Here is a 24869-nt window from a genome sequence, read left to right on the forward strand (position 1 = left end):
TTCTTAAAATAGTATCTTTGTTTAAAAATATTCGACGAATGAACCTATCTCTTATACCTCAAATAAAACATACTGACAGTAATAACTTTTTTCTACTTTCTGGACCATGCGCCATTGAGGGTGAAGACATGGCTATGCGTATTGCAGAGCATATTATTACTATTACTGACGAGCTTAAAATACCTTATGTATTCAAAGGCAGTTTTAAAAAAGCAAATCGTAGTCGGTTAGATTCATTTACGGGTATTGGAGATGAAAAGGCTTTGAAAATTCTACGTAAAGTTTCTGAAACGTTTAAAGTACCAACAGTAACAGATATACATACAGAGCAAGATGCAGCAATGGCTGCAGAATATGTAGATGTTTTGCAGATACCAGCATTTCTTGCCCGCCAAACAGATTTAGTAGTTGCCGCTGCAAAAACAGGTAAAACGGTCAACATCAAGAAGGGGCAGTTTATGAGTCCTGAGAGTATGAAGCATGCCGTCAACAAAGTTACCGAAACCGGAAACCAGCAAGCCATAATTACAGATCGTGGAACCATGTTCGGGTACCAAGATATGATCGTAGATTTTAGGGGCGTACCTACTATGAAAGAGTTTGCCCCCGTGGTGTTAGATGTAACACATTCATTACAACAGCCAAACCAATCCTCTGGTGTTACCGGCGGAAGACCGGCACTAATTGGGACCATGGCACGCGCAGGTGTTGCTGCAGGTGTAGACGGACTCTTCATTGAAACACATTTTGATTGCGCCAATGCTAAGAGTGATGGGGCTAATATGTTAGACTTAGGATTGATGAAAAAGCTATTGACAGATTTAGTGGCGTTGAGAGCTGTTGTTAATGAGTTTTAGATAGTAGCGATTAACTTTGAAACAATTAAAAACTATAATCTTAATCATATTATTAATCGTAATTATAGTTGCGCTTGGAATATATATATGTCGGATTGGGACTTAACTAATCAAAATCTTATTCCATGGTTTATTGGTTTTTTGGCTTTAATTATTATACTCTTAATTGGGACATTACCGAAAAAGAATTGGCAAAGAATTCTGGTAATTATTGGACTAATAGCGGCAACCTCAGTCATTGGGTTTAATCTAATATTCTTTTCCTATTTCAAATGTGATGATAAAATTTCAACGACCTGGGAAATAGGAGAGTATAACATCTCTTATGGTTACGCCGAGTGTTGGGCTGGATCAGCTCAAGAAGCAAAATATAATTTAGATAAAAGAAAATTAGGTGGAATTTTAAATAAAAGGATTGACACTGTTTGGAAATCGGAAACTGAAAATTTAGTCACTAACAAAACATTTTTAAGCAACAAGAACTGTGTTATAAAATTTTTGGACGGAAAATATAAATTTGACCTTTGCTCAGAAATGATTATACCTAATCAATAAAACATAAGATTTCATAATATTCTTTAAAAGATAAATATCATTATTATCTGCAATCTAAAAACTTATTTATGTTCAACATTTTTAAAAAGAAAAAACAATCTGTTAATCAAACTATAAGAAAACCTAAAACAATTCTTTGCATACCGGGAAATTGGGACAATAGAAAAGAAATCGTAAGTACAATTATTGAAAATAATATGAACGATTTCATTTTTGCTGGAAGTATACTTTTAAATATAAAAACAAATGAAGGGTTTGAACTAGAAATTTGCGAGAGAGACGATAGAATGAAGGATTCATTCAAATTTGCAGGAATGGTAAATCAAGTTTCAAATGAATTTATCGAACAAATCGACAAACATAAATACGTTATATATTTATCATCCGAAACTGGAGATTTAAATAGTGTAACAGAAATTGCCAAAGCAGGAAATGCGATTTTAAAATCTGGTGGAATTGGAATTAAAGTTGAAACAACTGGAAAGGCTTTCACAAAAGATCATTGGAATGAATTACTATCAGACTTTGAAGAATCAAATCTTTACCAAATGTTTGTTCTTGATTCTATAAGTGATGGAAATGGAAAAACCTATACGTGCGGAATGCATAACTTGGGTTTAAAAGACAGTATTGTCTATAACGAAGAATTTCAAGCCTCAGTAAATTTGCTTTCTATTTTTGGGTACTATCAATTAATTGACAAACCTGAAATCAATCTAGGACAAACATTTAGTACAGATTTAGAATCTCCCATTTTCGAAATAAGTCAGGAAAAAAATCAGCCAAATAAAGGAGATAAATTATTTGAAAACCCTTATGGAATGTGGAAATTAGAAAGAAAATCTAGCCGATAACAAGTATAAAACATAATTTCTAATCATTAAACTAAATATTATCTTTCTGCTTATAAAATCCATTTTTACGAACAGCATAAGCATCTTGTAAAACATCTACTAGAATATCATTATCGATATCTTCGAGCGTAGCATAACGTAATGAACGTACTACTTTTCTGTTTTCAGAAATTAATACGTCTAAATGTTTTGTAAGGTGGGCAGAGTTCCAAAAAGCGATATCTACAAACTTCTTTTTGTGCGATGCGTTCAAATAACAAATTGGCGATTTACCAATATAAAAACAGGGAATATTCCATTTAAATTTCAGCTCAACCTCTGGCAAGGTGGTCTCGACCAACATTTGCAGATGCATTAAAATTCCCCTGTACGGTTCCGGTTGGTTAAAAATATAGTCCTCTGCTGGTTTCATAATCAATTTAATTGCGTTAATTAAGATACGAATACATTTACTAATATGTATTTAAATATATAATTTTGACACACTTATAACTTATCAATGTTTAAAAAGACAACTACTCTTTTAATAATTGCATTAATTCTATGTACCTGCCATTCGTCTTTCTCTCAAGATGATCATGATCATAACTGGTATTTTAACAATAGTAAAAGTTTAAGTGAATTATGGGAGCTAGATGATGAGCATCAAAGAGGAACGTTCATTCTAACTTCATATAAACCCATATACATAACTGCCGCAAAATTTTCTACCAATCCCAATGAATTTCCGCAAGCAGAAAATTCAGATAAGGTTTTAGACGAACCTAGCAGCCTTAATGCCGTAGAATCAAAATTTCAAATCAGCCTTAAAACCAAAATCTTTCATGGTATGTTCGATGGGCGTATGGATTTATGGATGGGCTATTCACAGACGGCATACTGGCAGATATATAATTCTGAACGTTCAAGACCTTTTCGTGAATTAAATTATAAGCCAGAAATCATAGCCAATTTTCCCGTTAAGTTTCCAATATTGGGCTTTGAAACAAAAATGATAGGTGCGGCTATTATTCATGAATCTAACGGCCAATCAGATCCAATCTCTAGAAGTTGGAACCGTATTGCTTTCCATGCCGCATTTGAAAAAGGAAATTGGCAGGTAACACTAAAACCGTGGATACGCATTGGAAGTAAAATCGATGACAATGAAAATATATCTGATTTTATTGGTCGTGGTGAAGCCGACATTAGTTATGACTGGGGCAGACAACGCTTTAGAGCCATTGCTAGACATTCTTTAAATCTTGGTGATAAAAGTCGTGGTAGCATACAGCTGAACTGGTCTTTTCCTATTTTCGAAAATTTCAACGGCCATTTTCAATTGTTTGATGGTTATGGTGAAACCCTAATTGATTATAACCATAGGCAAACCACTTTTGGCTTAGGAGTCTCATTAATCAACTAAAGCACACTTCAACACTTTTTTTATAAAATTGGTCAGTTTCTAAGGTCATAGACTCATTAATTACTCCGAAAAAAATAATTATTTCTATTGAATTTTAAGACCCCTCTCTATAGCTAGAATGGCACTTAGATGGCTAAACCATATTTCTAATCAAGGTTACTTACTGCACTTTTATGACTATACTTTGTCATAATTTCAAATATTTAATTTAACTTTGTATTTCAAAGTACTTTAATATGGAGACAAATAAGTATCTAAACGACATTACTGAAATCAAGAATATAATGAATCGTTCTTCACGGTTTATTTCCTTAAGCGGACTCTCAGGTGTACTTGCCGGAATCTATGCTTTAATCGGAGCTGCCTTTGCTTATACAAAACTAAAAGATACCTCAGCTACCAATTACGAAAATTTTTCAGGTAGGTCTTCATCTCTATCAGGTTCAACTGTTGTTAGTGATTTAACTTTAATTGCCATTGCAGTGCTGGTTGCCGCAGTAATAACAGGGTTCATTATGACCCTAAAGAAATCTAAAAAAAGCGGCGAGAAAATTTGGGACAGTACCAGTAAACGACTAGTATTCAACTTTGCCATACCATTGATAGTTGGCGGATTTTTTTGCTTAGTACTTATGCAACAAGGCGCAGCAGGTCTAGTTGCTCCTGCAACCTTAATTTTTTACGGTTTGGCTTGTGTAAACGCAAGCAAGTACACCATGGGCGATGTTCGCTATATGGGTTTGGCATTTATAGGAATAGGATTAGTTAGTACTCAATTTATAGGATATGGATTGTATTTTTGGGCTTTAGGATTTGGCGTTTGCCATATTCTCTACGGTTCTTTAATGTATTACAAGTACGATAGAAATTAATATTAGCCTAGCTACAGCTATATGAGTTTAATTGATAACATAAACAAAGCTTTTGACCACCGAATACGTTTGGGCATTATGTCCATTCTAATGGTCAACGATTATGCCGACTTTAAGATGCTGAAAGAACTGCTTGGCGCAACAGATGGCAATTTAGCCAGCCATACCAAAGCCCTTGAAAAAGAAGAATATATAAAAGTAGAAAAGTCATTTATTGGCAGAAAGCCCAACACGCGTTATTCAGCAACTAAACTTGGTAAGGCACAGTTCAAAAAACACATTAATGCTTTAGAAAAGCTAATAGGCAAATAATATATTTTTTTGTCATTTTACTTTGAAATTCAAAGTACTTTTAAAATTACAAAACATGAGAGCAGCCATTTTAGAAAAATTATATGATTGGAGCGTAGCACCCTATCAATATTTCAAGAAGAATGAAGCTTGGCAGTTTAATGCCAATGACTTAAAGCGTTACCCAAGTAACTCTCTTGGTTATCACATGGGTCAATTCCTTACCGAGAATAGCTTTCAATTACAAGAGAAACTTGAAAGCCATGATGTTTTTCATGTACTCACAGATACTGGTATTTCCGTACCAGATGAAATAAGCATGCAATTCTATTTATTAGGTAATGGAAAAAGAAGTATTTACCTGTTTACGGTAATCTGTATTGGCACTATTCTATATCCTGATTACTGGCAGTATTTCAAATCTAAATACAAATGCGGAAGATCTGCCCTACCCTTTCATCAATTAAATTTTCAAAAACTACTGCATCAGCCTATAGAACGAATTAAATCCACATTTTTAATTTCAAAAAACATATGAATTATTACATCTCTAAAATCAAAAAAATATACTCAACCATACAACTAATTACAGGGTTTTATATCCTTCTAACCTTAGTGAAAATTAAATCATTATTAATCAATTAAACTTCATATTATGAATGTTCACATTAAATCTATCTTATCCGCATTAGCCTTTAGCCTACTATTCTACAGTAAAAGCTTTGGACTAAATTTATTCTTAATATCTATTTTAGTAGTCGTATTAATCTCTACACTGAAAGGTACACGTTCCGCTTCTTGGGTATACGCCTTAACCTATGTTTTAACCTCGGTTTTTGTATTTATCAACCCTACGGGGTTCACCATATTTGTCCATTTTATGGCATTAATGGTTTATGTAGGCAAATCAATCTCAGGCAAGACATCTTTGTACCTTACTTGGTTATTAGGGTTTATTAACCTTTTTATTGCTTCTGTTGCCAATTTTATTCAAAAACAAAACGCTGTTGAAAAAGACGCAACAAAAAAAGAAACTTCGCCAAAACTATTAAACCGTTTAAAAGGTGGTTTCTTCGCAGTGGTATTGCTTATTTTATTTACTGCGTTGTACAAAAATGCCAATCCCGTTTTTGGGAACCTTATCGATCAAATCAGCTTTGATTTTATAAGTATCCCTTGGGTATTCTTTACATGTATTGGCTACGTCTTATTTCTAAATATCTTACGCCCATTAGATGCACAAGAACTTGTAGCTACAGACCTTTCGCAAAAAAACGAATTAGAAACTCCTACCGAAATAGAAGTCATAGGGCAAAAAAAACAGCTAGAAGATGAACACACCTTAGGGTCAATCATTTTAATAGCTCTGAATTTTCTTCTGATCTTCTTTTTAGTGACAGACGGAATCTACATTTTTCAAAAAACCGATATTTCTAATGCGGAATATTCGGCATCTGTACACCAAGGTGTTTATGCCCTTATGTTTTCTATCGTCTTGGCTATTATACTAATTCTCTACTTTTTTAGAGGCAACCTTAATTTCTACAAGAATAACCAGCAAATAAAAACATTAACCTATATCTGGATATCGTTGAACATTATACTTATAGTATTTACATCATTTAAAAACTTCACCTATGTTGAAGCCTTAGGTCTTACTTACAAACGTATTGGTGTATTCGTATATCTTCTTCTTACGCTAACAGGTTTAATAACCGCATATATAAAAGTGACAGAGATAAAAAGTTTTATTTATTTGGTACGCACCAACATTGCAACAGTATTTACATTTTTAATAGTCAGTGCAGCCATACCTTGGGATAGAGCGATCACCCATTATAATTTAAACACTCTTGAAAAACCAGATATGCATTACCTCATAGATTTAGGTGATACCAATAGCATTCAATTGTACCAGTATGCGAAAGAGAAGAATGTAAACTACGACCTTAAAATCAGTATTCAAGATAAATACAAAGCATACAAAACCCTACAATCGGAAAAAACATGGCAAGAATATACCTTAGTTCAGTTGGTTCAAAATGATTTAAAATGATAGCATTATTTAAACATAAATGGAACCGTAGAATTGTGAGAGTAGTATTGCTTTATTTCTTTCTCTCTACCCTGCTAATGCTTATCAGCTTAATACCAGAAATTACATTTACCAATTTTGTAGGCTTTGTACTTTACCTCAGCTATATCATAATTACTTGCATTGCAATTATCATATTATTGGTAAATGTACTTAGGTATTCAAAAGATTTGCAGGAGCACACTATGGCTCTTACATTATTAATACTCAATTACCCCGTAAGCATACTATACCTGTATTTTATAAGCTCTTAAATATTTAAAAAAATGAAACTTAAATTCCGCCGCGTCTATTTTATATATTTTCTACTACTTCTAGGAATCGAAATTTTAATTGCCATATTCTTAAAATCTGGTTTTATTAGACACACTTTCGGAGACTACCTAGTGGTTATTTTGATGTTTTTCTTTTTTAAATCCTTCGTAAAGGCAAATGATATAGCCATCGGTATTGTAACCTTACTTATAGCATATGCGATAGAGTTTTTACAGCTAACGAACATGCTTAGTTACTTTGGACTACAGCATTCTAAATGGGCGAATCTAATCTTCGGAAATTATTTTAGCATTCAAGATTTATTGGCATACACCTTAGGTGTACTTACCGTTACCTGTCTAGAAATTAAAAACCGTTTTCTATTAAAACACCCTATAAATTAAAATGAAATCAATCCTTATTCTTTACCATCAACATAATCTTGCAAGTATGCATAACGTTCGGTAAGTTTCCCATTTTGTGTCATCCGTGCTCGCTCTAAAACTCCGTCTTTATCTTCGTTGAAGAAAGCAGGAATCACATTTTTTATGAAAGCCTCACCAAAACCTTCGCTTGCATCTCTAGGCAACTCGCACGGTAAATTATCTACCGCCATGACCGCAATGGCATCAGCATTGGTAAAATCTGTTTCAGACTCCGTTACTGGGTCATATCCATAAATGGGGTCTGCAATAGTTGATGGTTTTATAGTAGAAGCTACCGGCCCGTCAATATCACAGCTTATATCGGCAACAACTCTAATCTTAAAATCTTTGTCCTTGGCATCTTCCCTGGTAAATAGATAAGGAGCGCCTTGCCCGTAGAAATGACCTGCAATGTAGAAATCGGTCACCTTGGCAAATCTAAAAAAGTTAGATTTATATTCTTCTGGATGAGCAAAAAAGTTAGCCTTATTACCACGAACACCATCAATACGCTTATTGTATTCGCCAGCATCTATTTGGCAATACACCGGCTCATCAAAAGTTTCTTCTAAATATTCGGTAACATTCACCCTGCGCATACCCATACCGTCTAGCATTTCTCTAGATCCATTACCTACTCTACCCCTACCGGTAAGCAACACCTTTATATTAGGTAGCTCAAGTTTTTTGAGTTCGTTAATTAAAGCTTGCTGATCTGGTAAATCATTTGCTTTTGGCAACTGAAAAGAATTGTATTTAAGTCCGTATGCACGAAATCCGTTATAGGCACCAACAATACCAGCATATCTACCAAAGGCAACAACACGTTGTTCTTGTTTATTGGTAATAACCTCATGATCATACATTTCTATATTCTTCTCTAAAATAGCACGAAGCAAATCTCTGTTATAAGGTTGCTTTTTAATGGTATGAGAAAAGAAAAAGTACTTTTTATTCGGAATCAACGCATCTATTGGTACTTCTTTAACGCCCAATAATACCTCGCAATCATTCATTTCATCTGCAACCGTAATGCCAAGATCTTGATAATCTGAATCTGCATAAGCCCTAATGGGAGAAGGCTCTACAATAATTAGCGCCTTAGAATGTGTATTCAAGACTTTTTGACATGTTTTAGGCGATAGAACAACACGCTTGTCTGGTGGGTTCTTACGTTCTCTGATGATTCCGAACTTCATATGGGTTTGGTATAAATATTGCACTAAATTATGCAATTAGTAACACTTGGCTTAGTGTCCAAATAAAAATTATAGTGGTTGCTAAAGTTTTGTTAGCTTTGCTGCCCGTTAATTATTAGCTTTTAATGTAAAGCTAAAATTTAACATTAAAGTTCATTTACATATTGGGGCCGACCGGTTTTGACAGCGAGACCAGTTGGAATGTAAGCATGTCGAGCGCTGGGAAACAGCTCGTTAATCTCATTTTTCACACTTTTAATTGGCGAAAATAATTACGCTCTTGCCGCTTAATCTGAATTATAGTAAGATTAGCCTCGTCCCTACAAGGTAGGGAAGCGAGATGTTCCTGAATAGCCCTTGTTGATGGCGATTCTTATAGGAGCACCAGAAAAGTCAACATAAGGGTGTCCGCTCACTTTGGCGACACCACCAAAATCTTAAGAAGATAAGTGTGTATTGGGCGGTTTCTGGTCAGGTACACATCGAAAATTAATCAGATTCTAAGCATGTAGAAAGCATTTTAATTGCTTGTTTGGACGAGGGTTCGAATCCCTCCGGCTCCACAATTAAGCGTAATTAGTTTACGCATAGAACATAAAAAGTCCGACAAGTTTACTTGATCGGACTTTATTGTTTTAAAACGTCTGTCCTTTTATTCAGACAGTCAGCTATATTTACAAAACTGACGCTTTTGGGAACGCCTTATGGTAATTCACCGGAACCACAACTTATACCCTACCCAGCATTAGATTTAATATTAGAGAAATCACCTTTTGCCAGTTTCTCTTTTTCTATAAATAACATTAGATACCCACGGTCATTCCAATATAACCCGAAACCAGATTGATAACGCAGCGTCAATAACGATGTCCACTTATCATTTTCCCTTGGGTCGGTATTTAAAGAATTGTAATAGGGGTAGCCTAATAAATAACTATCATATCTTTTATCAGTCTGTTCTAAAACTTTAGTACAGACATAATTCATTTGCTTTTTGTTGAGACCTTTGGCCGGGTATAACTCTGGCTTAAAAGGGATATCTACTTCCTGTTTAAAAATCACATCTAGAGCATACTTATCCGGGAAATTAGGGTTATCATAAGGTTTTAAGTCCGCAACATTTTCAAAATAGAAAACCTTTGCATAATTATCATCTGTCCAAGCCATGGTATTCTCATCATCATAAGCTACAAATATGCTTAACAATCCTTTTTTTGGTAATTGATTCTCACCAGATGGTATTTCACTTAGATGAAATTGCGCTATGAACCTATAATCACCAAATTCATGTTTGGGCCATTCAAAATTATCGGGGACAAGTGGATTTCCACCGTATGTACTGATTCCCTTTTCATCAAAAACCGTTGCTTGCTTAATGGTAATAGCTGGCAGCATGAGAGACCTTAAAAAGCTCTCCTTCTTGTCCAAATCATATTTACCCTCAATTACAATCTCATTAAAATCTCTGATATCCATAATCTGCTATTACCACTTTAAAATTGGCTCATCTTTCCAAATGACCAACCTGAATTCTTCGTAGTGCTTTCCTGTACCAATAGTATGGTCATCTCTAAGTCCGTTATTTAGCTGTAGTTTATGCAACATACCCGATGATGAGCCTACCCATAACGTTTTTTCATCATTAGAAATGGTAATTCCGCTTATACTAGACCCTAAAAAGTATCTCCAAATACAGTTCCCTTTTGCATCAATAGCTCTAATATATCCAAAGGCATCTCCTAAAATGTAGTATTTAGAAGTTGCTATACCACAATAAACCCTCATTTCTTCATCAATAATCGTATACTGCCCACTTTCTTCGTATGCAGGTATTTCAATATTTTCAAGATCAGAAGCTGCAACGCCTATAGTAACTCCGTTATAAAAGTGACATGAATTTGTAATGAGTTGACTATCATCTTTTGAAAAAAGACAAAAATCTGGGTAAGATGATTGCGGACCAACTTCACCTATCATAGTCCCATTTTGGTCTAGTACCCTATGGTCACTACACTGATCCCCAACTACAATATATTTATTATCATTAGAAATGGTAGCATTTTCCATATCAATATAAGGTTCCCATTCTTCATCTTCTGGATCAGGCAATGGGTGAATCATTTTCTCGGTATTTTTAGTAATTATGAAAATACCATCAGAAGATATCAGAAGGATTTTTTGCCCGTCATTAAATGGAATTAATTCTGTTATCCCTAAATTCTTTGCTTCATCTAAATTAAATGTTGCCATAATTTCACCCTCCCAACCTTGGGTGGTTACTATGGTATTGTTCGAAGCAATTGCAAAAACATTTTCTCGTTTAGATTTTCCTATGGCATCAATTGATGCATCAAGTTCTATAGTTTCACCATCTTTAAGAAGATATGCCTGTCTTTTCTGATGCGCCGTACCCACCATAAACACAATCTTCTGTTCGTCTATAAAGTATAATTGCTGAATACTTTGCGATTTCTCTTGCATGAACTTCACCATTGGTGAATGTGCAGGCGGAAAATCGGTTCTAAATACATCAACAGTATTGTTTCTATTGGCATCTTTCAATAATTGAAAAACCGCATCTGATAAATGCTCTCTTTCATCCTTAGGCTCTTCTCCTTTCCAATTATCCCATCCATTGGTTTCGCCAAATTCAACCATTTTATTTACATCAGAAGCATATTTGCTTCCTTTAGAATTCCATTCCTTTTTAATATCGTCAATATTCATTCCAGATTTTTTAATTTATTAAGTATGGTTCAGATCATGTTTATCTTCTAATTAAAAAGAATAGCTGTGTTGTTATTGATACTAAATTTAGCAGCGTCAACTAGCGATGCGCATACTAAAATTTCAATCCAGAAATCACCTTCGTTCTCTATTATTTCATTTAACTGCTGAACGTTCATAATATCATTGTTGTCATCTAACTTAATACCCAAATGCTTGGTCAGCCCTTTTAGTTCTTCGAGCAAGCTGTATGATGAACCGATCATAGCACCAGGCACACGCGCTTCTTCGATATCAAAAAGCACCTCTGGCATTTTTACGGGAAGGTAAAAACCCTCGGCATCTGAATGGGTCAGTAAGTGACTTTCCATATACGAATAATGATCTTCTAAAATTGAATCTACGCCAGGGTCTTCATTTGGAGAAAAAGGCTTAGGCTTCCAACTCTCATTGCCTTCATTTTCCCAGGCGTGTGCTAGAAACCGTCTTAAATGGTGTAAAAAACTATAAGGAAAACCGCCAAATTGCAATGCTTCATTTTCCATCTCCTCAGGTTCATCATGTGGTTCTAAATTATTTGCAGCAAGCACTACATTGATATTTTGAAAAATTTTTTTATATACTTCATAGGCTTCAGGCTCTCTGCCTTTAAATTCCGCCAACATTCCGCTTGTAATTTCTAAACCCATAATTTTTTCTGTTATAATATGTATCAAATGTATACATAACATGGTTTTCATATATCCCTGAAAACAATGAATTCCAAGTACCCTAGATTCCTCTCATTACTTTTCCCTACACATCTTAAACAAAAAAAGCACGTTGATTATAACGTACTTTTTTACTTTTTTCAGCTACAACCTATGTCTACCTATATAATGATTGTTTCAAAATTAAATTACTGTTTAAAACACATCATATTTTGCCCCATATTTGTTTCCCTTTACACGTTGCAGTTTAACTAAAGAGGTTTAATATATACGGTTGATCATACCTTACATGCATTTATTTACTATAGCCATAGACTATTATTTTATAGCCCTATAAGTTATCTTCTTATTTGTTATAACTGTTTGAACTCTTATATTCAAAAGTGCTGATTCAGAAGTAACATCATCAGAACAAGTAAATGTTTCGTTAGATAATTCTACACGATATAAGAAACCGTCATATTCTAGATTAGGCTTATTTATAATTAATGTACTGGTATTAACTCCCGAATAGTTTTCAGACGTTATTATATTTGAAAAATTAATACCGCCATCTGTACTTATCTGCCATTGATATTCAGTTGTATCTAATGCCGATATACTAATCTCGCCTACATTTCCATCAAAAATTATAGTGTTTTGAGGACCTACCATAATTTGGGGCGCTGATCCGCTTTGCTTATAATCCGCTATATCATTATCATCTGCATCTTTTGGCGATGTATAACCACCTTGTTCAATTACCACCCCCCATAAGTCAGTTGTAATTGGCGAAACACCCAAATAACCATCAAAATCACCATCTAAGAATCCTGCTTCTTGAACATCATTACATCCATCCGCATCACTATCCGTTGATAAAAAATCTAGTATATTATCATTATCCGAATCAGCTATTTCGTAATTAACGGTACCATTATCGAATTGCCCTACGGCTTGTAAAGCATTTACAATACCATCTGTACCAACAGCTCCGGTCAATTTCCCTGCAGACAGTGCAAGACCGTGACCAGCCTCAACCCCATCATAAATTCCATCATTATCACTATCAAGATCTAAACTATTGATAACTCCATCACCATCTGTATCCATTTGAGGACAGCTAGTTATAAAACTTTTATCGTTCACCACAAAAAATATAGGATCTGCGTTCGCAGAAATTTCTAGACGAAATATTACTGCTTTAGACCTTTCTGCTACGGTAAGTCCAAATTCTGCTAATTCCACCGCTGCAAGACGTAGGTTCTTTTTCGCGTTTTTTCCACTAACAGTATCGTCAGCATTGTACTGATCTACCAAAGAATTACCAACAATAGGGGTATTGTTCCAATTAATTTCTACACCGTTACCTAAATAGTTCCCATCTTCATCAAGCAAGTGTAATCTATTATAGTTAGAGCCATTTCCCAACTGGGCACCTTGAGTTAATAAAATATCCATTTCCCCATCTCCATATGCAGCTGAGCTTGCCCCTCCCAAACGAAAGTACCAAGCATTGTCTATATTAGCTATAGCATAACCCATATCAAGTCCTCTTTCCCCTTCATATAGATATGGATTAAATGGGATATCACCTGAAGTAAGCTGCGGACCTAATGCATTTGCAGTACTGCCATCTAACGCCCTACCTTCTAAACGGATACCAGATTTTATTTTTGTTACGGGTCTTAAAGCTGTCCATGAGGTTTCCTCTACCGATACATCGCCAACACCGTTACCGTCTGTATCCATTTCATCATAAAGCCCGTTGCCATTAGTATCTATCATATTAGACCCTCCAATGCCTGTGGCATAAGTTCTACTGCCCACTTGAAAAGCCAAAAGTTCAGAGACATTATCAAAAGGAGTAGGATTAATAGAGGATGTAGAAGAATTCCAAAAACCACCGTAGTTCGTATATATTGAAGTAACATAGTTGGTTGTTGCTAAACTAGAAGTAGGAGTTCCAAAGGCTGTATTTATTTCACAACCATCCTCATATAAATCTGGAATACCATCATTATCATCATCTTCATCTATATCATCACTTATACCATCACCGTCAGTATCTACAACTGATTGATAAAAATTGGTGTTAATATCTGATTGCGGTTTTTCAGTATAAGAAACCCTTTCTTTGGTAATGGTAGTCTCTGTTAAAAAAAATAAAATTGGAGTTATTACTAGTATTTTAAAAGACGTTGTCAACCTCATTAAGCTAAATTATGAATGTGCTATTGGTGAATTTTCAACTAAATGTACTTTTAAACCATGTACTTTTTTTTTAATTGTTGTCAATTGATGCTTTTCCGATGACTATTAGCTAAACAGCACTATGAACAGATTTTTTGTACAGTAAAAACTTAATTATATTATTCACTCTAAAGATAAAGCCCCCTATATATTAATAAATATGGTAATATCTTTTTTGATCTATCCTCTTAGTAATACTATAGTATAACCTCTAGCTATATTTTCTAAATTTAATCAACAGCAATTCAACCACTATTCTTAAAATAGAATTCAATAATTAACCTTAGTTTTTATTTTTATACCGTATACGAATACGCTAATCTTACAATTCATTTTTCGCTATAAGTAAAAAAGTATTCTTTGTTATTATTAGTTACCCGACCAATTAAATCCACTCGGCATCAACACCTAGAATAATCAGTTCGTCACAAATATGTTCTTGTGCATAACACAAGGTGGCTTTCTTTAAATTTGGAAAGTGTTTGATATCATCGCTGCATTTAATATCCCAATATTCTACCGCACCACCTGAAAACGGTGATAGATTCATATAAATATCATTGCCGCCATCTTGATAAATTTCGGTAACCTCTGGAGCTAAACGTTTGGGAATAGGTAAATCTTTAAAATACTGAGTCACTTCAGCTATGGGCTCGTAACCTTCTTCATCAATATCTATTTCACGCCCCTTATACCAATCTGCAAATTCATATAAGTCAAATTTCGGCATCAATAATCCTTTGTTGTACATCAACTCTTCTATGATGGAAAGCTTGAATCCAAAATCTGTAAACTCAATTTCTTCTTCATCTATCGGCTCAATCGTGTACCTATCTGCTGCAATACCTTCACCACGCACATAAGGTGTGTAAAGGCTTACCTCAATAGCTTGAATAACATCTTTCTTCACGCTAAACCAAGCACTTAATCCGTTTTGTACCAAGGCGCCAGAATCATCACCTTTAAAAGTTATTATCCGTTCATTTTCATGCGTTTTATAGTACTCTATAATATCTTCACCATTGAAATTGAAAGCTCCGTTGAAGATTGCTTTCGGACTAAATTTATACGTTGAAATTACCAATTCAAACCCCAGGGAATTTACTAGTTCACCATTAGATGTATAAGCGATAATTCCTAAATCATCCCAAACAAAAAGTGTGTTACTTTTTCCTTTATGTTCTCTACACCCCAGGGAAATAATCTCCTTTAATGCTCCTATTAAAACAGGAAACTGCACTTCAACAGAATTGATTTTAAAACTATTCGAAGAAAATTCTATATTGACCATAAGCACTTTAAATATGTTAGATTATAAAGGTTTCTGCATTCTTAATAGTTCGGTAAAGGATTTAGAAATCAAGGCAACCTCTCCACCATCATGGTAATATGCCCAAACCGTAAACTTACATTCCGGGTCTAAATATAGATAATCGCCATTTTCATGACCAATTACAAAACCTTTGGCTACACGTTCTAATTTTACAGAGCGAAAGTTTGCAGAAGGTGCCGTAACTGTCATCCCTACTTCTTCTTGAATTGTGGTATATAATTTTAAACACTCATAGTTGGCAGCTTCACCAACTCCGCTCATTTCCCATCTTTTCAAAAGAGCTGACTTACCCATTAAGTTCCATGTGCGTTTATCCCAACGACTATTATTTTTTAGTCGTGTACCTTTAGGGTTCTCCTTTAAAAACTTCAGGTATTTCACAGGTAATTCTAGCTTAAAAGTTTCGCTCATTTCCAATTTCATAATTGAAGCTTAATCTGTTTTATAGGGTATAAAAGTGAACTACAAAGATGAACGTAACTCTTAAAACTTAACTAACTGTTTTCAGTGATATTGTATTACTAATTAAATTCGTAGGTTCTTACGATAATTTTGCATCTCTAAATATTAAAATCACCCTTTTCAGGGATAGCCCCCTAATTATTCTCAGGTACCTTAGCAATAACAATAAATATTTTGCCATGAGAAATAGTATTATGTTTTCTGATAATATGGAACAGATGAAATGGGATGATTTTCATTTTGATGTGATGTCTATCCAAACCCTACCAAAGCTAGAAGACCCAGAAGATATAAACAATAGTTTTACATTTTGCAATGCGTTGTTAGATGCATTTAAGGATGCTTCGGGCAAAGAAGTAATAAAGCTACTTTTTCTAACACCTGAAGACATATCTAGTTCTAAATTTCACGCAATTGCTTTTTTAGAGGGTAAGGAAGTTTTTACTGCTGAAATTGAAAATACATTGTTGTTCAACGAATGGTTTACAGTTATTGATGAAAGAACGTATAGAAAGACAACCATTACCTCAAAAGTATATTTTTTTAGCAAAAATTCCTTTAGTAGTCAGCCCGTATCCAACTTTAAAGATGACCAGGTATTCAAAAAGACCGGTGAATTTATTTTGGATCATATCCCAAATGCATTTATCGCTGAAAAATTGGCAAAGGAAAAAGTAGAATTCATTGCTCCGTTCATTCAATTAGAGGCTAAAAGTGATTTTAAAAAAGTGGTGCAGCAATTTGTACAATTAATACATACCAAAGGACTCGTTATTATTCCACCAAAAAACAATGATGCAATTTATGAGGAGTTTGAGGCGGCAGCCGGATATCCATTCCCTACGATTATAAAAGATTTTTTAACCTTACATAACGGCGTACAGAATTCAGCGATTATGGGAGCCGAGAAAATCTTTCAAGAATGGAAAGATTGGCAAAGAGTGTATAATGATTGGACGCAAGAGGAATTGCTGGATACCTACAGTACCAATAAGGGCAAAACTTTATTAATGTATACCACGCCTTATTGGGTTCCGTTTTTTGATATGCAGAACGGTAATTTTTTGGCATTCGATTTTGCTCCAGACACCAAGGGTATCGCAGGACAAATCATCCGCTTTGGGGCTGACCAAGAAATTGGCTATATACAGGCTGATAGACTCGATGTGTTTTTAGAACAGTTGATGGATGACAATGGTGATATTGAAGATTATGAATGGTTCAGAAGTGAATAAATCACATAGGAACAGAACATCTAAATACATGTCCGAAATTTTTAAGAATACAATAATCCCTAAATTAGAAACCAAACTGCTAGAAGCTAGGTCTGCCAAAGCTTTGTTACAGATTCTAGAATTACAAGGTTGCCAAAATACAGAAGTATTCAAAGCTGTAAAAAACAGTATTGCCCATGATGATAATGAAGCTGTTTTTACGGAAGAGTTAGCACATCAAATCTTTTACCACCCAACAGTTTACGCTGATGAAAAAGAAGGAGTAGCTTTCGTGATTTCATGGCTACCGCTTTTAGAAAACGGATTTTATCCCGATAAAAAAAGCAGTAAAAAACTAACTGAATTTCTATATTTCAGTCTTAGTCACCTTCAAAGTGACGCAATTTTAGAGGAAGAGAGAACTCAAGTTTTCAGTGTTTTAAAATTATTGGCTCACAGTGAATCTGCCGCTTCGTTTGTCATAACCAGCTTTTTAATTCAGCGTGTTTTTGATATTCGAGATTATGTAGGTACAGATTTCATCATTCAGAACTGTATTACTCATGAAATTCTCAGCGACACCTATTCCATTCAAAGTTCAGATGGAAAATTATCGACATATGCCTTTAAGATAAATAACGATTTTATTGAGCATTTCTTTGAAGGAGATTGGCATCAACTGATAACCGCTATTCATAAAACTCTACCCGTTGGGCGCGTATATTTACCCGGAGCTTATCATGTAATGCTTCCTTGGTTTAGTGAAGAACTGGCTGCTTTTTATAATGACAACTTAGATTTAGTGTTTGACGCTCACAAAGCATTGATTGAACGATTTCTTTTCATGGAAGAAGAAGGTTTAGCTTTTTTAAACCAACAGACCAAAGAAGGGGTATTCCCTTTAATCAACGCTTTAGGCAAAAAGGAATGGGATGCCGGCGATGTGCTTCTTTTCAACCATAGAGATAAAAAGATACCACAAATACAGATTGACCAATGCTACTACAGATTCTTAGATTGGCTAAATGCCGATGGAGGAAGTAATTTTTATACGGAAGCCTTTCAAGAGTTCGGTAAGCATATACTAAGGGAAGAAAGCTCTGCAGTTCTTCCCGTAGAATTTATCGCGTTTTGGTTTAAAAAGTGTACTCCAGCTTCAGGAATCCCAAACCAAATTGAACTATACAACAGCTTATTTTTTAGATTTCTAAAAACAAATTCAGACGGAAAACTTCCAATGGTTCGTTTGGGTGCTGAAGACGTTCAACTTACGGGTGAACCTCTCATTAAAGAGGTATTTCAAATTACCGAGAATCTGACCGATTGGATTACAGACTTAGCATCATCAAACATATCAAATCCTTTAAATCAGTTTTTGATTCTAGTTTTTTACGATGCACGAGAATCTTTAGCAACACTTTTCAATTCAGAAAATCAAGAGGTTTTATTCGCTTATTTAGAAAGAATGGCATATTCCGCCAAACAGGCAACCGAAGAAATCAGAAAAGATAGCCTTCCCCTACTCGTTCAATCCTTAACAGCGCTATTCGCAGATACCAATAATTTTACCCGTGTCAATAAAATTTGGGCATTAAAAAATATTGATGCTAGTATACTGAACTTGTGCAATGATTATGCGCAATTACAGTATGTCAACGAAAGTCGCCCTTTGTTTTTGGGTCTCCTGCAAAGCTGGTATAATTTCTTAAGCGACTATTACTATAGTTTGGGAAGCGAATCAGTTTGGGTACCGCATATGCTGAACACGCAAGGTAGACGCAGTGCCGCTTACCTTAATGAACTTGATGAAAATGTGACATCTTTCGTGAACAAGGCTTTATTGCATCTTTTTGAATTCCATAAAAAGAGCAAACTGAAAGCTGATTCCAACAAACTATTTAAATCTATCCAAGCAGATATTGAAAATTACCTAGAGGACTTTCTTAAAGAATTAATGGAACACAATATTGCAAAAGAAACGGCAGAAAACATGAACATCTACAGTAAAGCACACTTTGCCCATCGTAAATCATTACAAGAAGCAGTTCATAAATTCCATAAAGAAGTGGAACCAAAATCTGAGAAAGTAATACTTATTGAACAGCTACAGACATCAGAATTTGATTTTTCAGAAGTGGCGTTCAACCCTAAGTACGCCGATGCGGTCTTACACAACCTAGAAAATTATAAAACCGAAGGAGCATGCGACAATAAACTACTGGAGGTTTTAGATAACAATATTTCAGAATTTAAAACTTGGTTAACGAAAACAGCTGCCACCGAAGCAAAGTTTATACAAGCTCTTTACATGACTTTGCTAGATAAAGATATAGCACCTGAAACCCCTTTAGAAACTTACGGAAACTTATGCAGAAGCCTATTCGTAAAATTGGCCAAGGGCAGTAAAATGTCAAGTTCATACGAAATGGGGCTAAAGGCGATGGCAAATTCCGGAGCCTACCCAGAAAACTTAACAACTGCTTTGTTGCAGGTAGTTAATGACTTAAAAGCATAAAGAATGACAGCAGAAATTACACCTCAAATTCAAGACTGGCTCAACCTATCTGCCTTGGTTTTGATAAACAATTATAAGAAAGCGGATTTAAATAGTTGGTACGGATTTGATATTAAAGACCACTTGCAATTGAAAAATGTAGAGCGTATTGCCAAGTTGCACGGCATACATTCTGGTGTACATCTTCGTAACAGTTTACACCGCTACGAAACCGGTGAAATGGCATCCATTGCTTTTGAGAAACTGGCAATGGAATTGCGTAGCGAAACCACCAACACTTTTGAAGCCAAGTACAATGCCATAAAAAATCCGTCTACGAAAAACGCGTATAAATTAGTTTGGAGATACCGTTTTAGTCTTAGAAATGAAAAATTGTACGGCTATGAGTTTGCCTATTACATTTTTCTAATGCGCATAGGTGGTGCCTTAGGTTTTATAAAACCCGAGGAAATAGCCATGCGCTTAGAAGACGTAAACACACGAATAAAAAAAACTTTTTCAAGTTGGGGTGAATTTCACCGTAATGTGTGTATTGGCAATGAATTTATTAGAGGTGCTGCGGAACCGGACAACAGTAAATTTCCAGGTACCGAAACTCTTTGGGAATGCTACCAACGATTGAATATTCACCATACCGATAGCTTTAAAGAATGGAACATATGAGCTTAACCAGACAAGAAGTTCTACAACATGTAGAAAAAGCCCATGCGCTTTTAAAAGCTAAAAGATATGCCGAATTAAATCCGATAATTACGGCTATACAAGATAATCTAGATATTCTAGGATTTAAATACCCTAAGGATAATGCACGCTATTACCGATTTTTCATGCTGTACATAGGTGTATTTGAAAAGGTAAATATGGAGGTGATGCATTCATATCTAGAAGCCATTGAACAAATTGGTCAAGCACTAGCATCAGACTATGAATACATCTGTAGTTATTATAAAACGTGTCCGGAATCGGTTTACGAAAAAGCGTTACAATCATATCCGTATAACGAAGCTTTGCATATACACTATGCTTTAAAATTACAAATAGAAAAACGATATACCGAAGCCATTACCGTGTTAAAATATGTCCTGGAATGCTACCCTGCCACTACCGAAGCCCGTTTTTTACTTTGGGAAATTGAAACGGCACAACTAGATGAATTGGTGACATCAAGCGAAGAAGCGGACTGTTATGAACTACTAGACCTAGCCTCTGCAACACATAATCTTGGTGTATTAAAAGGACTTCAGTTAGATACACGTTTAGATAAAAAAAGTAAACAACTCACGTATATTCAAATTGCCATTTGGGAAAATCGTTCGGTTGAAATCATTGAGCAATGGAACAGCGAATGGAAATCTGTTGAACTAACGGACCTTACCCGAAATGTATTGGCAGATTATGCCAAGGCGTTTATGATATACGAATTGGTACCACAAATACTAAAAGCACCGCAACAGCCGCAATTTCCACAAACCGATTTCAGCAATTTTTCCGAATACAAAGTCTACATGAAGGCACTTATAAACTCGGGTTGGCAACTGGCACAACACCATTATTTATTATTGGGCAATGCCGCCTATTTTTATTCCAATAACAAAAATGCTATAGAAATTTGTCTAAAACGTGGCTTGGCGCTCAACGAGAAAAATCCGTTGTTATTAAACCTGAAAGCCATGACCCTCAAAAGCGGAAATAAAAACCAAGAAGCCGGGGCAACCTACCATGAAGCTTTTAGAAACGGACTCTCCATGGATAATTATTTGCTGTATTTAATTGAATTGAATAACAGAATTGAAAGTTACCAAGGCGTTTTAGATACTGTAAAACAATTTCACATAAGACATACGCCTACATTAAAATCCTTGTTTTTCAAAGCAAGGGCTTTGTTTAAAATGCAGCGAGATGATGAAGCATTGGAAATATTAAACGAAGCTCTTCAAGATTTTCCACTGCACTCCCGCTCCTATGCTCCGTGGATGTACCACTACCGTATGGTCATCAATAAAAGAAAACGGAATTATACCCAATATTTCATAGACCAACAAGCAGAAATCAATTACTACGTTGATGGAGACGACGACTATTTCAATACTACCAACCTTGCCGTTGAAACCATTTTTGAACAGGGTGAATACGAGGAATGTTACAAATACGCCATTTATAATCACGAACAGGGAAAGCTGGCAGAAGAATTATATCCTATTTTTCAATGGATTTGTTTTTATGATTTTTTACTAGAGAAACCAGAGAATTTACAAGATGTGACAGAAGCAAACATAAATCAAGAACCAGAAAGTTTTGAAGATTTCAGAAACAACGGTTTAATCTATTGGATGATAGACGACCATACGGCAGCAGCAGAATCGTTAATGACAGCCGCATCTAAAGCCATCAACAAAGCAATTTATCTAAAACTAGCGTTAAATTGCGCCAAGGAAGGTTTTAAAAATTCACTTTGTCTGACCATTTGTGAAACCATACGAAAAGAAGTTCCAGAAGCTCGAGAATTTAACACGGATTATACATACGCCTTTATTCTAAATGATGAACATCGACACAAAGAAGCCTACGAAGCCCTTTTAGGTGTTTTAAAAAGCTATCCGGAACGTACGTTTTTTGAATTCCCAAAAGACTACAATTACCTATTGCATATTTTAAAAAACAACGCAAAAGAATTGGAAGATATGAGCGGATACAATAAATATATATCCATGCTGTTAAGCAGGGAAAACCCTATAGAAAATCAACTCAGGGAGCAGCAAGCACTGGCAAAATCACAAAGCGAAGAAGACCTTTTCTTACAGCACAACTTAATGGAAAACCTAACACGGTTAAATTTTGAACTTTCTACAGAAGAACAAGAGGAATTAAAGAAAATGAAAATGCGTATTAAGGCTTCACATTTCGCTTAAAGGTGGTAATTTCACCATCTTAAATGAAGCCACTCACATTACATAAAATCTTGATTGTCTTCTTGTTTTTAGGGGCTTACGCAAATAGCTGGTCGCAAAACAAAGATAAAATTTCGATAATTGACTCGCTTTCAGACATTTATCACGAAAACGCATATTCACACCCACTATTAGCAAAAGAAGCTGCGCAAAAATGGCTAGAAGAAAGTGAAAAATATGGTTTTAAAATTGATGCCATTAAAGCGCATTATGCACTTGCAAATCTCGGCAATATTTCAGGCGATTATAAAACTGCCGTTAATGAAACCAAAAAAACAATAGCCCTTCTAAAAGAGTTAGAGATTGAAAATGGCTTGGCGGCAAGCTATAATATTTTAGCATTGGGCTATAAAAACCTTGGCGACTACCCAAAGGCTATGGAAAGCTTTTTAGAGTGTTTGCGGTACGCAGAAAAAATGGACGATACCCAACAAGAAGCAAATGCCTACCAAAACATAGCTACGCTATATGTTTTACAAGAAGATTTTAAAAAAGCAACAGAAAACTTAGAACGTGCCGCTGATCTATATCGAGCCCTAGGTGATGATGATGGTGTACTTGTCACCTTATTCAATTACGCAAGTATTTTAAAAGAACAAGGCAAGTATGATAAGGCTCGCGTGCATTTCAAAACTGTGTTAGACTATCGAGAAAAAGAAGGTAACAAAGCAGTAATTGCATACATCAATATGAACCTTTCGCAAATGTTGGTCAAAGAAAAAAAATATAAAGAAGCTGTAATTTCTTTAAAAAAAACCCTGTCTCTTTTAAAGGAAATCCAGTTCAAATCAGATATGGTTATTATCTTAAACGACCTTGGCCTGTGTGAAAGTAAATTAAACAATACCAAACAAGCCATTTCCTATTTTGAACAAGCTTTGGAAATGGGAGAAGAACAGTCTATTAGACAATATAAATCTGACATTTATAAGAATCTTTCTCAACTATACCAAGATGAGGGTGACTACAAGAACGCTTTAAAATTTCACAAAAAGGGTATTAGTACAATATCATCACAAAACTCGCTGGACAAAGAAAAATATGTTGCCGAATTGCAAGAGCGTTATGAAACGCAATTGAAGGAAACAAGAATAGATTTACTTGAAAAAGAACAAAAATTAGGCGAAGCTGAACTACAGAAGGCAGAGCTCACAGTAAAAAGACAACGTATTATTAGAAATGCCTTTATTGCCGGATTCATTTTGGTCTTGATTTCGCTGCTTATATTACGCCACCAATATTTTAAGCGCCTAAAAATACAGCAACAACTGAGCATGCAGCGCGAAGAAAACGCCGACCAAAAAATAAACCAGATGATCAAAGATTATAGGCTGTCTGCAGTAGAAAAATATCAACAGGGCCAAGATGAGGAGCGTGCAAGGTTAGCACGGGAAATTCACGATGGCATTGGCAGTGACTTGGCGGGTATTAAAATAGCTTTTGAGCATTATGCAGAAGACCAACAAGAAAAACCACAGACCAAAAGAATATTAAAGGCAATAAACAATGCGTGTGAAGATGTTCGCGGACTCTCCCACCAACTACATCCACCGGCGTTTGCATCGTTGGGATTCACAAATTTATTGGGCGACTTTATCGACCAGATTTCCAAAAATGCAACTATAAATTTTCAAACATTTTTCTACCCAGAAGAAGACATTAATCAGTTGCCCGATGCTCTTCTCGCCGATGTATATCGCGTGGTACAAGAATTGGTAAACAACATTTTAAAACATGCAGAAGCTACAAATGCAGAAGTGCAACTTACCAAGCACAAAGACCATTTAAATATTGTGGTAAACGATAACGGAAAAGGCTTCCATGAACATAAAAAACAAGGTATAGGACTGCGAAATATTAAAGAGCGTTTACAGAAAATGAAAGGGTCTTTAGACATTGATAGCAGTGCCAACATTGGAA

General features: G+C 35.2%; 22 protein-coding genes and 1 other RNA gene. 15 read left to right on the forward strand and 8 right to left on the reverse strand.

What is annotated here, in order from left to right; all coding sequences use genetic code 11:
• Positions 1 to 38 precede the first annotated feature (38 nt).
• From kdsA to ABJI11_RS13240, 3 genes are all read left to right on the forward strand, one after another.
• Complete coding sequence (gene kdsA, locus ABJI11_RS13230) at positions 39 to 857, forward strand: 3-deoxy-8-phosphooctulonate synthase (RefSeq protein WP_348353078.1); 819 nt, start codon at positions 39 to 41, stop codon at positions 855 to 857.
• 87 nt (positions 858 to 944) lie between these two features.
• Positions 945 to 1412: a hypothetical protein gene (locus tag ABJI11_RS13235; RefSeq protein ID WP_348353081.1), complete on the forward strand. Its 468-nt coding sequence runs from the start codon at positions 945 to 947 to the stop codon at positions 1410 to 1412.
• Between the two features lie 68 nt (positions 1413 to 1480).
• Entirely contained in the window at positions 1481 to 2266 is a 786-nt protein-coding gene (locus tag ABJI11_RS13240) for a hypothetical protein (RefSeq protein WP_348353084.1), read from the forward strand.
• A 31-nt stretch (positions 2267 to 2297) separates the two neighbouring features.
• Here the strand turns inward: ABJI11_RS13240 and ABJI11_RS13245 are convergent, their stop codons facing one another.
• Positions 2298 to 2678, reverse strand: coding sequence for a DUF1801 domain-containing protein (locus ABJI11_RS13245; protein ID WP_348353087.1), 381 nt, complete (start codon positions 2676 to 2678; stop codon positions 2298 to 2300).
• Positions 2679 to 2765: 87 nt separating this feature from the next.
• Between ABJI11_RS13245 and ABJI11_RS13250 the strand changes: the two genes are divergently transcribed.
• From ABJI11_RS13250 to ABJI11_RS13275, 6 genes are all read left to right on the forward strand, one after another.
• Positions 2766 to 3671, forward strand: a complete 906-nt coding sequence (locus tag ABJI11_RS13250; RefSeq protein ID WP_348353090.1) for a phospholipase A — start codon at positions 2766 to 2768, stop codon at positions 3669 to 3671.
• Between the two features lie 236 nt (positions 3672 to 3907).
• Positions 3908 to 4543 (forward strand): hypothetical protein, encoded by a 636-nt coding sequence (locus ABJI11_RS13255; RefSeq protein ID WP_348353092.1) that lies wholly within the window; start codon positions 3908 to 3910, stop codon positions 4541 to 4543.
• A 21-nt stretch (positions 4544 to 4564) separates the two neighbouring features.
• Positions 4565 to 4855, forward strand: a complete 291-nt coding sequence (locus ABJI11_RS13260; protein WP_276492129.1) for a transcriptional regulator — start codon at positions 4565 to 4567, stop codon at positions 4853 to 4855.
• 55 nt (positions 4856 to 4910) lie between these two features.
• The gene (locus ABJI11_RS13265) at positions 4911 to 5372 is read left to right on the forward strand and encodes a hypothetical protein (RefSeq protein ID WP_348353095.1); all 462 of its coding nucleotides are present in this window, start codon (positions 4911 to 4913) and stop codon (positions 5370 to 5372) included.
• Positions 5373 to 5489: 117 nt separating this feature from the next.
• Entirely contained in the window at positions 5490 to 6890 is a 1401-nt protein-coding gene (locus tag ABJI11_RS13270; protein WP_348353098.1) for a DUF4173 domain-containing protein, read from the forward strand.
• Between the two features lie 305 nt (positions 6891 to 7195).
• Positions 7196 to 7588 (forward strand): DUF2809 domain-containing protein, encoded by a 393-nt coding sequence (locus tag ABJI11_RS13275; RefSeq protein ID WP_348353101.1) that lies wholly within the window; start codon positions 7196 to 7198, stop codon positions 7586 to 7588.
• 14 nt (positions 7589 to 7602) lie between these two features.
• Here ABJI11_RS13275 and ABJI11_RS13280 read toward each other — a convergent pair whose 3' ends face one another.
• The gene (locus tag ABJI11_RS13280; RefSeq protein WP_348353104.1) at positions 7603 to 8808 is read right to left on the reverse strand and encodes an NAD(P)-dependent oxidoreductase; all 1206 of its coding nucleotides are present in this window, start codon (positions 8806 to 8808) and stop codon (positions 7603 to 7605) included.
• Between the two features lie 166 nt (positions 8809 to 8974).
• Here ABJI11_RS13280 and ssrA point away from each other — a divergent pair.
• Positions 8975 to 9374: a transfer-messenger RNA gene (ssrA, locus tag ABJI11_RS13285) on the forward strand.
• 169 nt (positions 9375 to 9543) lie between these two features.
• Here the strand turns inward: ssrA and ABJI11_RS13290 are convergent.
• From ABJI11_RS13290 to ABJI11_RS13315, 6 genes are all read right to left on the reverse strand, one after another.
• Positions 9544 to 10284: a YwqG family protein gene (locus tag ABJI11_RS13290; protein ID WP_348353107.1), complete on the reverse strand. Its 741-nt coding sequence runs from the start codon at positions 10282 to 10284 to the stop codon at positions 9544 to 9546.
• Between the two features lie 9 nt (positions 10285 to 10293).
• A complete protein-coding gene (locus ABJI11_RS13295) occupies positions 10294 to 11535 on the reverse strand; it encodes a hypothetical protein (protein WP_348353110.1) in 1242 nt (413 codons plus the stop codon).
• Between the two features lie 47 nt (positions 11536 to 11582).
• The gene (locus ABJI11_RS13300) at positions 11583 to 12251 is read right to left on the reverse strand and encodes a hypothetical protein (protein WP_348353113.1); all 669 of its coding nucleotides are present in this window, start codon (positions 12249 to 12251) and stop codon (positions 11583 to 11585) included.
• A gap of 312 nt (positions 12252 to 12563) precedes the next feature.
• Entirely contained in the window at positions 12564 to 14438 is a 1875-nt protein-coding gene (locus ABJI11_RS13305; RefSeq protein ID WP_348353116.1) for a hypothetical protein, read from the reverse strand.
• Between the two features lie 424 nt (positions 14439 to 14862).
• Positions 14863 to 15768: a hypothetical protein gene (locus tag ABJI11_RS13310; RefSeq protein WP_348353119.1), complete on the reverse strand. Its 906-nt coding sequence runs from the start codon at positions 15766 to 15768 to the stop codon at positions 14863 to 14865.
• Between the two features lie 21 nt (positions 15769 to 15789).
• Positions 15790 to 16233, reverse strand: a complete 444-nt coding sequence (locus ABJI11_RS13315; protein WP_348353122.1) for an SMI1/KNR4 family protein — start codon at positions 16231 to 16233, stop codon at positions 15790 to 15792.
• 218 nt (positions 16234 to 16451) lie between these two features.
• On the opposite strand from ABJI11_RS13315, the gene ABJI11_RS13320 reads away from it, so the two are divergent.
• The 5 genes from ABJI11_RS13320 to ABJI11_RS13340 all read left to right on the forward strand — a co-directional run.
• On the forward strand, positions 16452 to 17507 hold the full coding sequence (locus ABJI11_RS13320; protein WP_348353125.1) for an SMI1/KNR4 family protein: 1056 nt from the start codon (positions 16452 to 16454) through the stop codon (positions 17505 to 17507).
• Between the two features lie 28 nt (positions 17508 to 17535).
• Positions 17536 to 20001 (forward strand): hypothetical protein, encoded by a 2466-nt coding sequence (locus tag ABJI11_RS13325; RefSeq protein ID WP_348353128.1) that lies wholly within the window; start codon positions 17536 to 17538, stop codon positions 19999 to 20001.
• Between the two features lie 3 nt (positions 20002 to 20004).
• On the forward strand, positions 20005 to 20664 hold the full coding sequence (locus ABJI11_RS13330) for a DUF1266 domain-containing protein (protein ID WP_348353131.1): 660 nt from the start codon (positions 20005 to 20007) through the stop codon (positions 20662 to 20664).
• The gene (locus tag ABJI11_RS13335) at positions 20661 to 22910 is read left to right on the forward strand and encodes a hypothetical protein (protein WP_348353134.1); all 2250 of its coding nucleotides are present in this window, start codon (positions 20661 to 20663) and stop codon (positions 22908 to 22910) included. Before ABJI11_RS13330 ends, ABJI11_RS13335 begins: the two co-directional genes overlap by 4 nt.
• A gap of 23 nt (positions 22911 to 22933) precedes the next feature.
• Positions 22934 to 24869, forward strand: a 1936-nt coding sequence (locus ABJI11_RS13340; RefSeq protein WP_348353137.1) for a sensor histidine kinase, incomplete at its 3' end; no start/stop codon positions are given.

Source organism: Maribacter sp., from assembly GCF_039968975.1.
GTDB lineage: Bacteria > Bacteroidota > Bacteroidia > Flavobacteriales > Flavobacteriaceae > Maribacter.

Coding starts and splice junctions, on each gene's coding strand:
- ABJI11_RS13255 (WP_348353092.1), top strand. CDS start 3,908: ATGGAGACAAATAAGTATCTAAACGACATTACTGAAATCAAGAATATA.
- ABJI11_RS13335 (WP_348353134.1), top strand. CDS start 20,661: ATGAGCTTAACCAGACAAGAAGTTCTACAACATGTAGAAAAAGCCCAT.
- ABJI11_RS13280 (WP_348353104.1), bottom strand. CDS start 8,808: ATGAAGTTCGGAATCATCAGAGAACGTAAGAACCCACCAGACAAGCGT.
- ABJI11_RS13330 (WP_348353131.1), top strand. CDS start 20,005: ATGACAGCAGAAATTACACCTCAAATTCAAGACTGGCTCAACCTATCT.
- ABJI11_RS13310 (WP_348353119.1), bottom strand. CDS start 15,768: ATGGTCAATATAGAATTTTCTTCGAATAGTTTTAAAATCAATTCTGTT.
- ABJI11_RS13315 (WP_348353122.1), bottom strand. CDS start 16,233: ATGAAATTGGAAATGAGCGAAACTTTTAAGCTAGAATTACCTGTGAAA.
- ABJI11_RS13240 (WP_348353084.1), top strand. CDS start 1,481: ATGTTCAACATTTTTAAAAAGAAAAAACAATCTGTTAATCAAACTATA.
- kdsA (WP_348353078.1), top strand. CDS start 39: ATGAACCTATCTCTTATACCTCAAATAAAACATACTGACAGTAATAAC.
- ABJI11_RS13295 (WP_348353110.1), bottom strand. CDS start 11,535: ATGAATATTGACGATATTAAAAAGGAATGGAATTCTAAAGGAAGCAAA.
- ABJI11_RS13290 (WP_348353107.1), bottom strand. CDS start 10,284: ATGGATATCAGAGATTTTAATGAGATTGTAATTGAGGGTAAATATGAT.
- ABJI11_RS13245 (WP_348353087.1), bottom strand. CDS start 2,678: ATGAAACCAGCAGAGGACTATATTTTTAACCAACCGGAACCGTACAGG.
- ABJI11_RS13260 (WP_276492129.1), top strand. CDS start 4,565: ATGAGTTTAATTGATAACATAAACAAAGCTTTTGACCACCGAATACGT.
- ABJI11_RS13250 (WP_348353090.1), top strand. CDS start 2,766: ATGTTTAAAAAGACAACTACTCTTTTAATAATTGCATTAATTCTATGT.
- ABJI11_RS13265 (WP_348353095.1), top strand. CDS start 4,911: ATGAGAGCAGCCATTTTAGAAAAATTATATGATTGGAGCGTAGCACCC.
- ABJI11_RS13270 (WP_348353098.1), top strand. CDS start 5,490: ATGAATGTTCACATTAAATCTATCTTATCCGCATTAGCCTTTAGCCTA.
- ABJI11_RS13325 (WP_348353128.1), top strand. CDS start 17,536: ATGTCCGAAATTTTTAAGAATACAATAATCCCTAAATTAGAAACCAAA.
- ABJI11_RS13235 (WP_348353081.1), top strand. CDS start 945: ATGTCGGATTGGGACTTAACTAATCAAAATCTTATTCCATGGTTTATT.
- ABJI11_RS13305 (WP_348353116.1), bottom strand. CDS start 14,438: ATGAGGTTGACAACGTCTTTTAAAATACTAGTAATAACTCCAATTTTA.
- ABJI11_RS13275 (WP_348353101.1), top strand. CDS start 7,196: ATGAAACTTAAATTCCGCCGCGTCTATTTTATATATTTTCTACTACTT.
- ABJI11_RS13320 (WP_348353125.1), top strand. CDS start 16,452: ATGAGAAATAGTATTATGTTTTCTGATAATATGGAACAGATGAAATGG.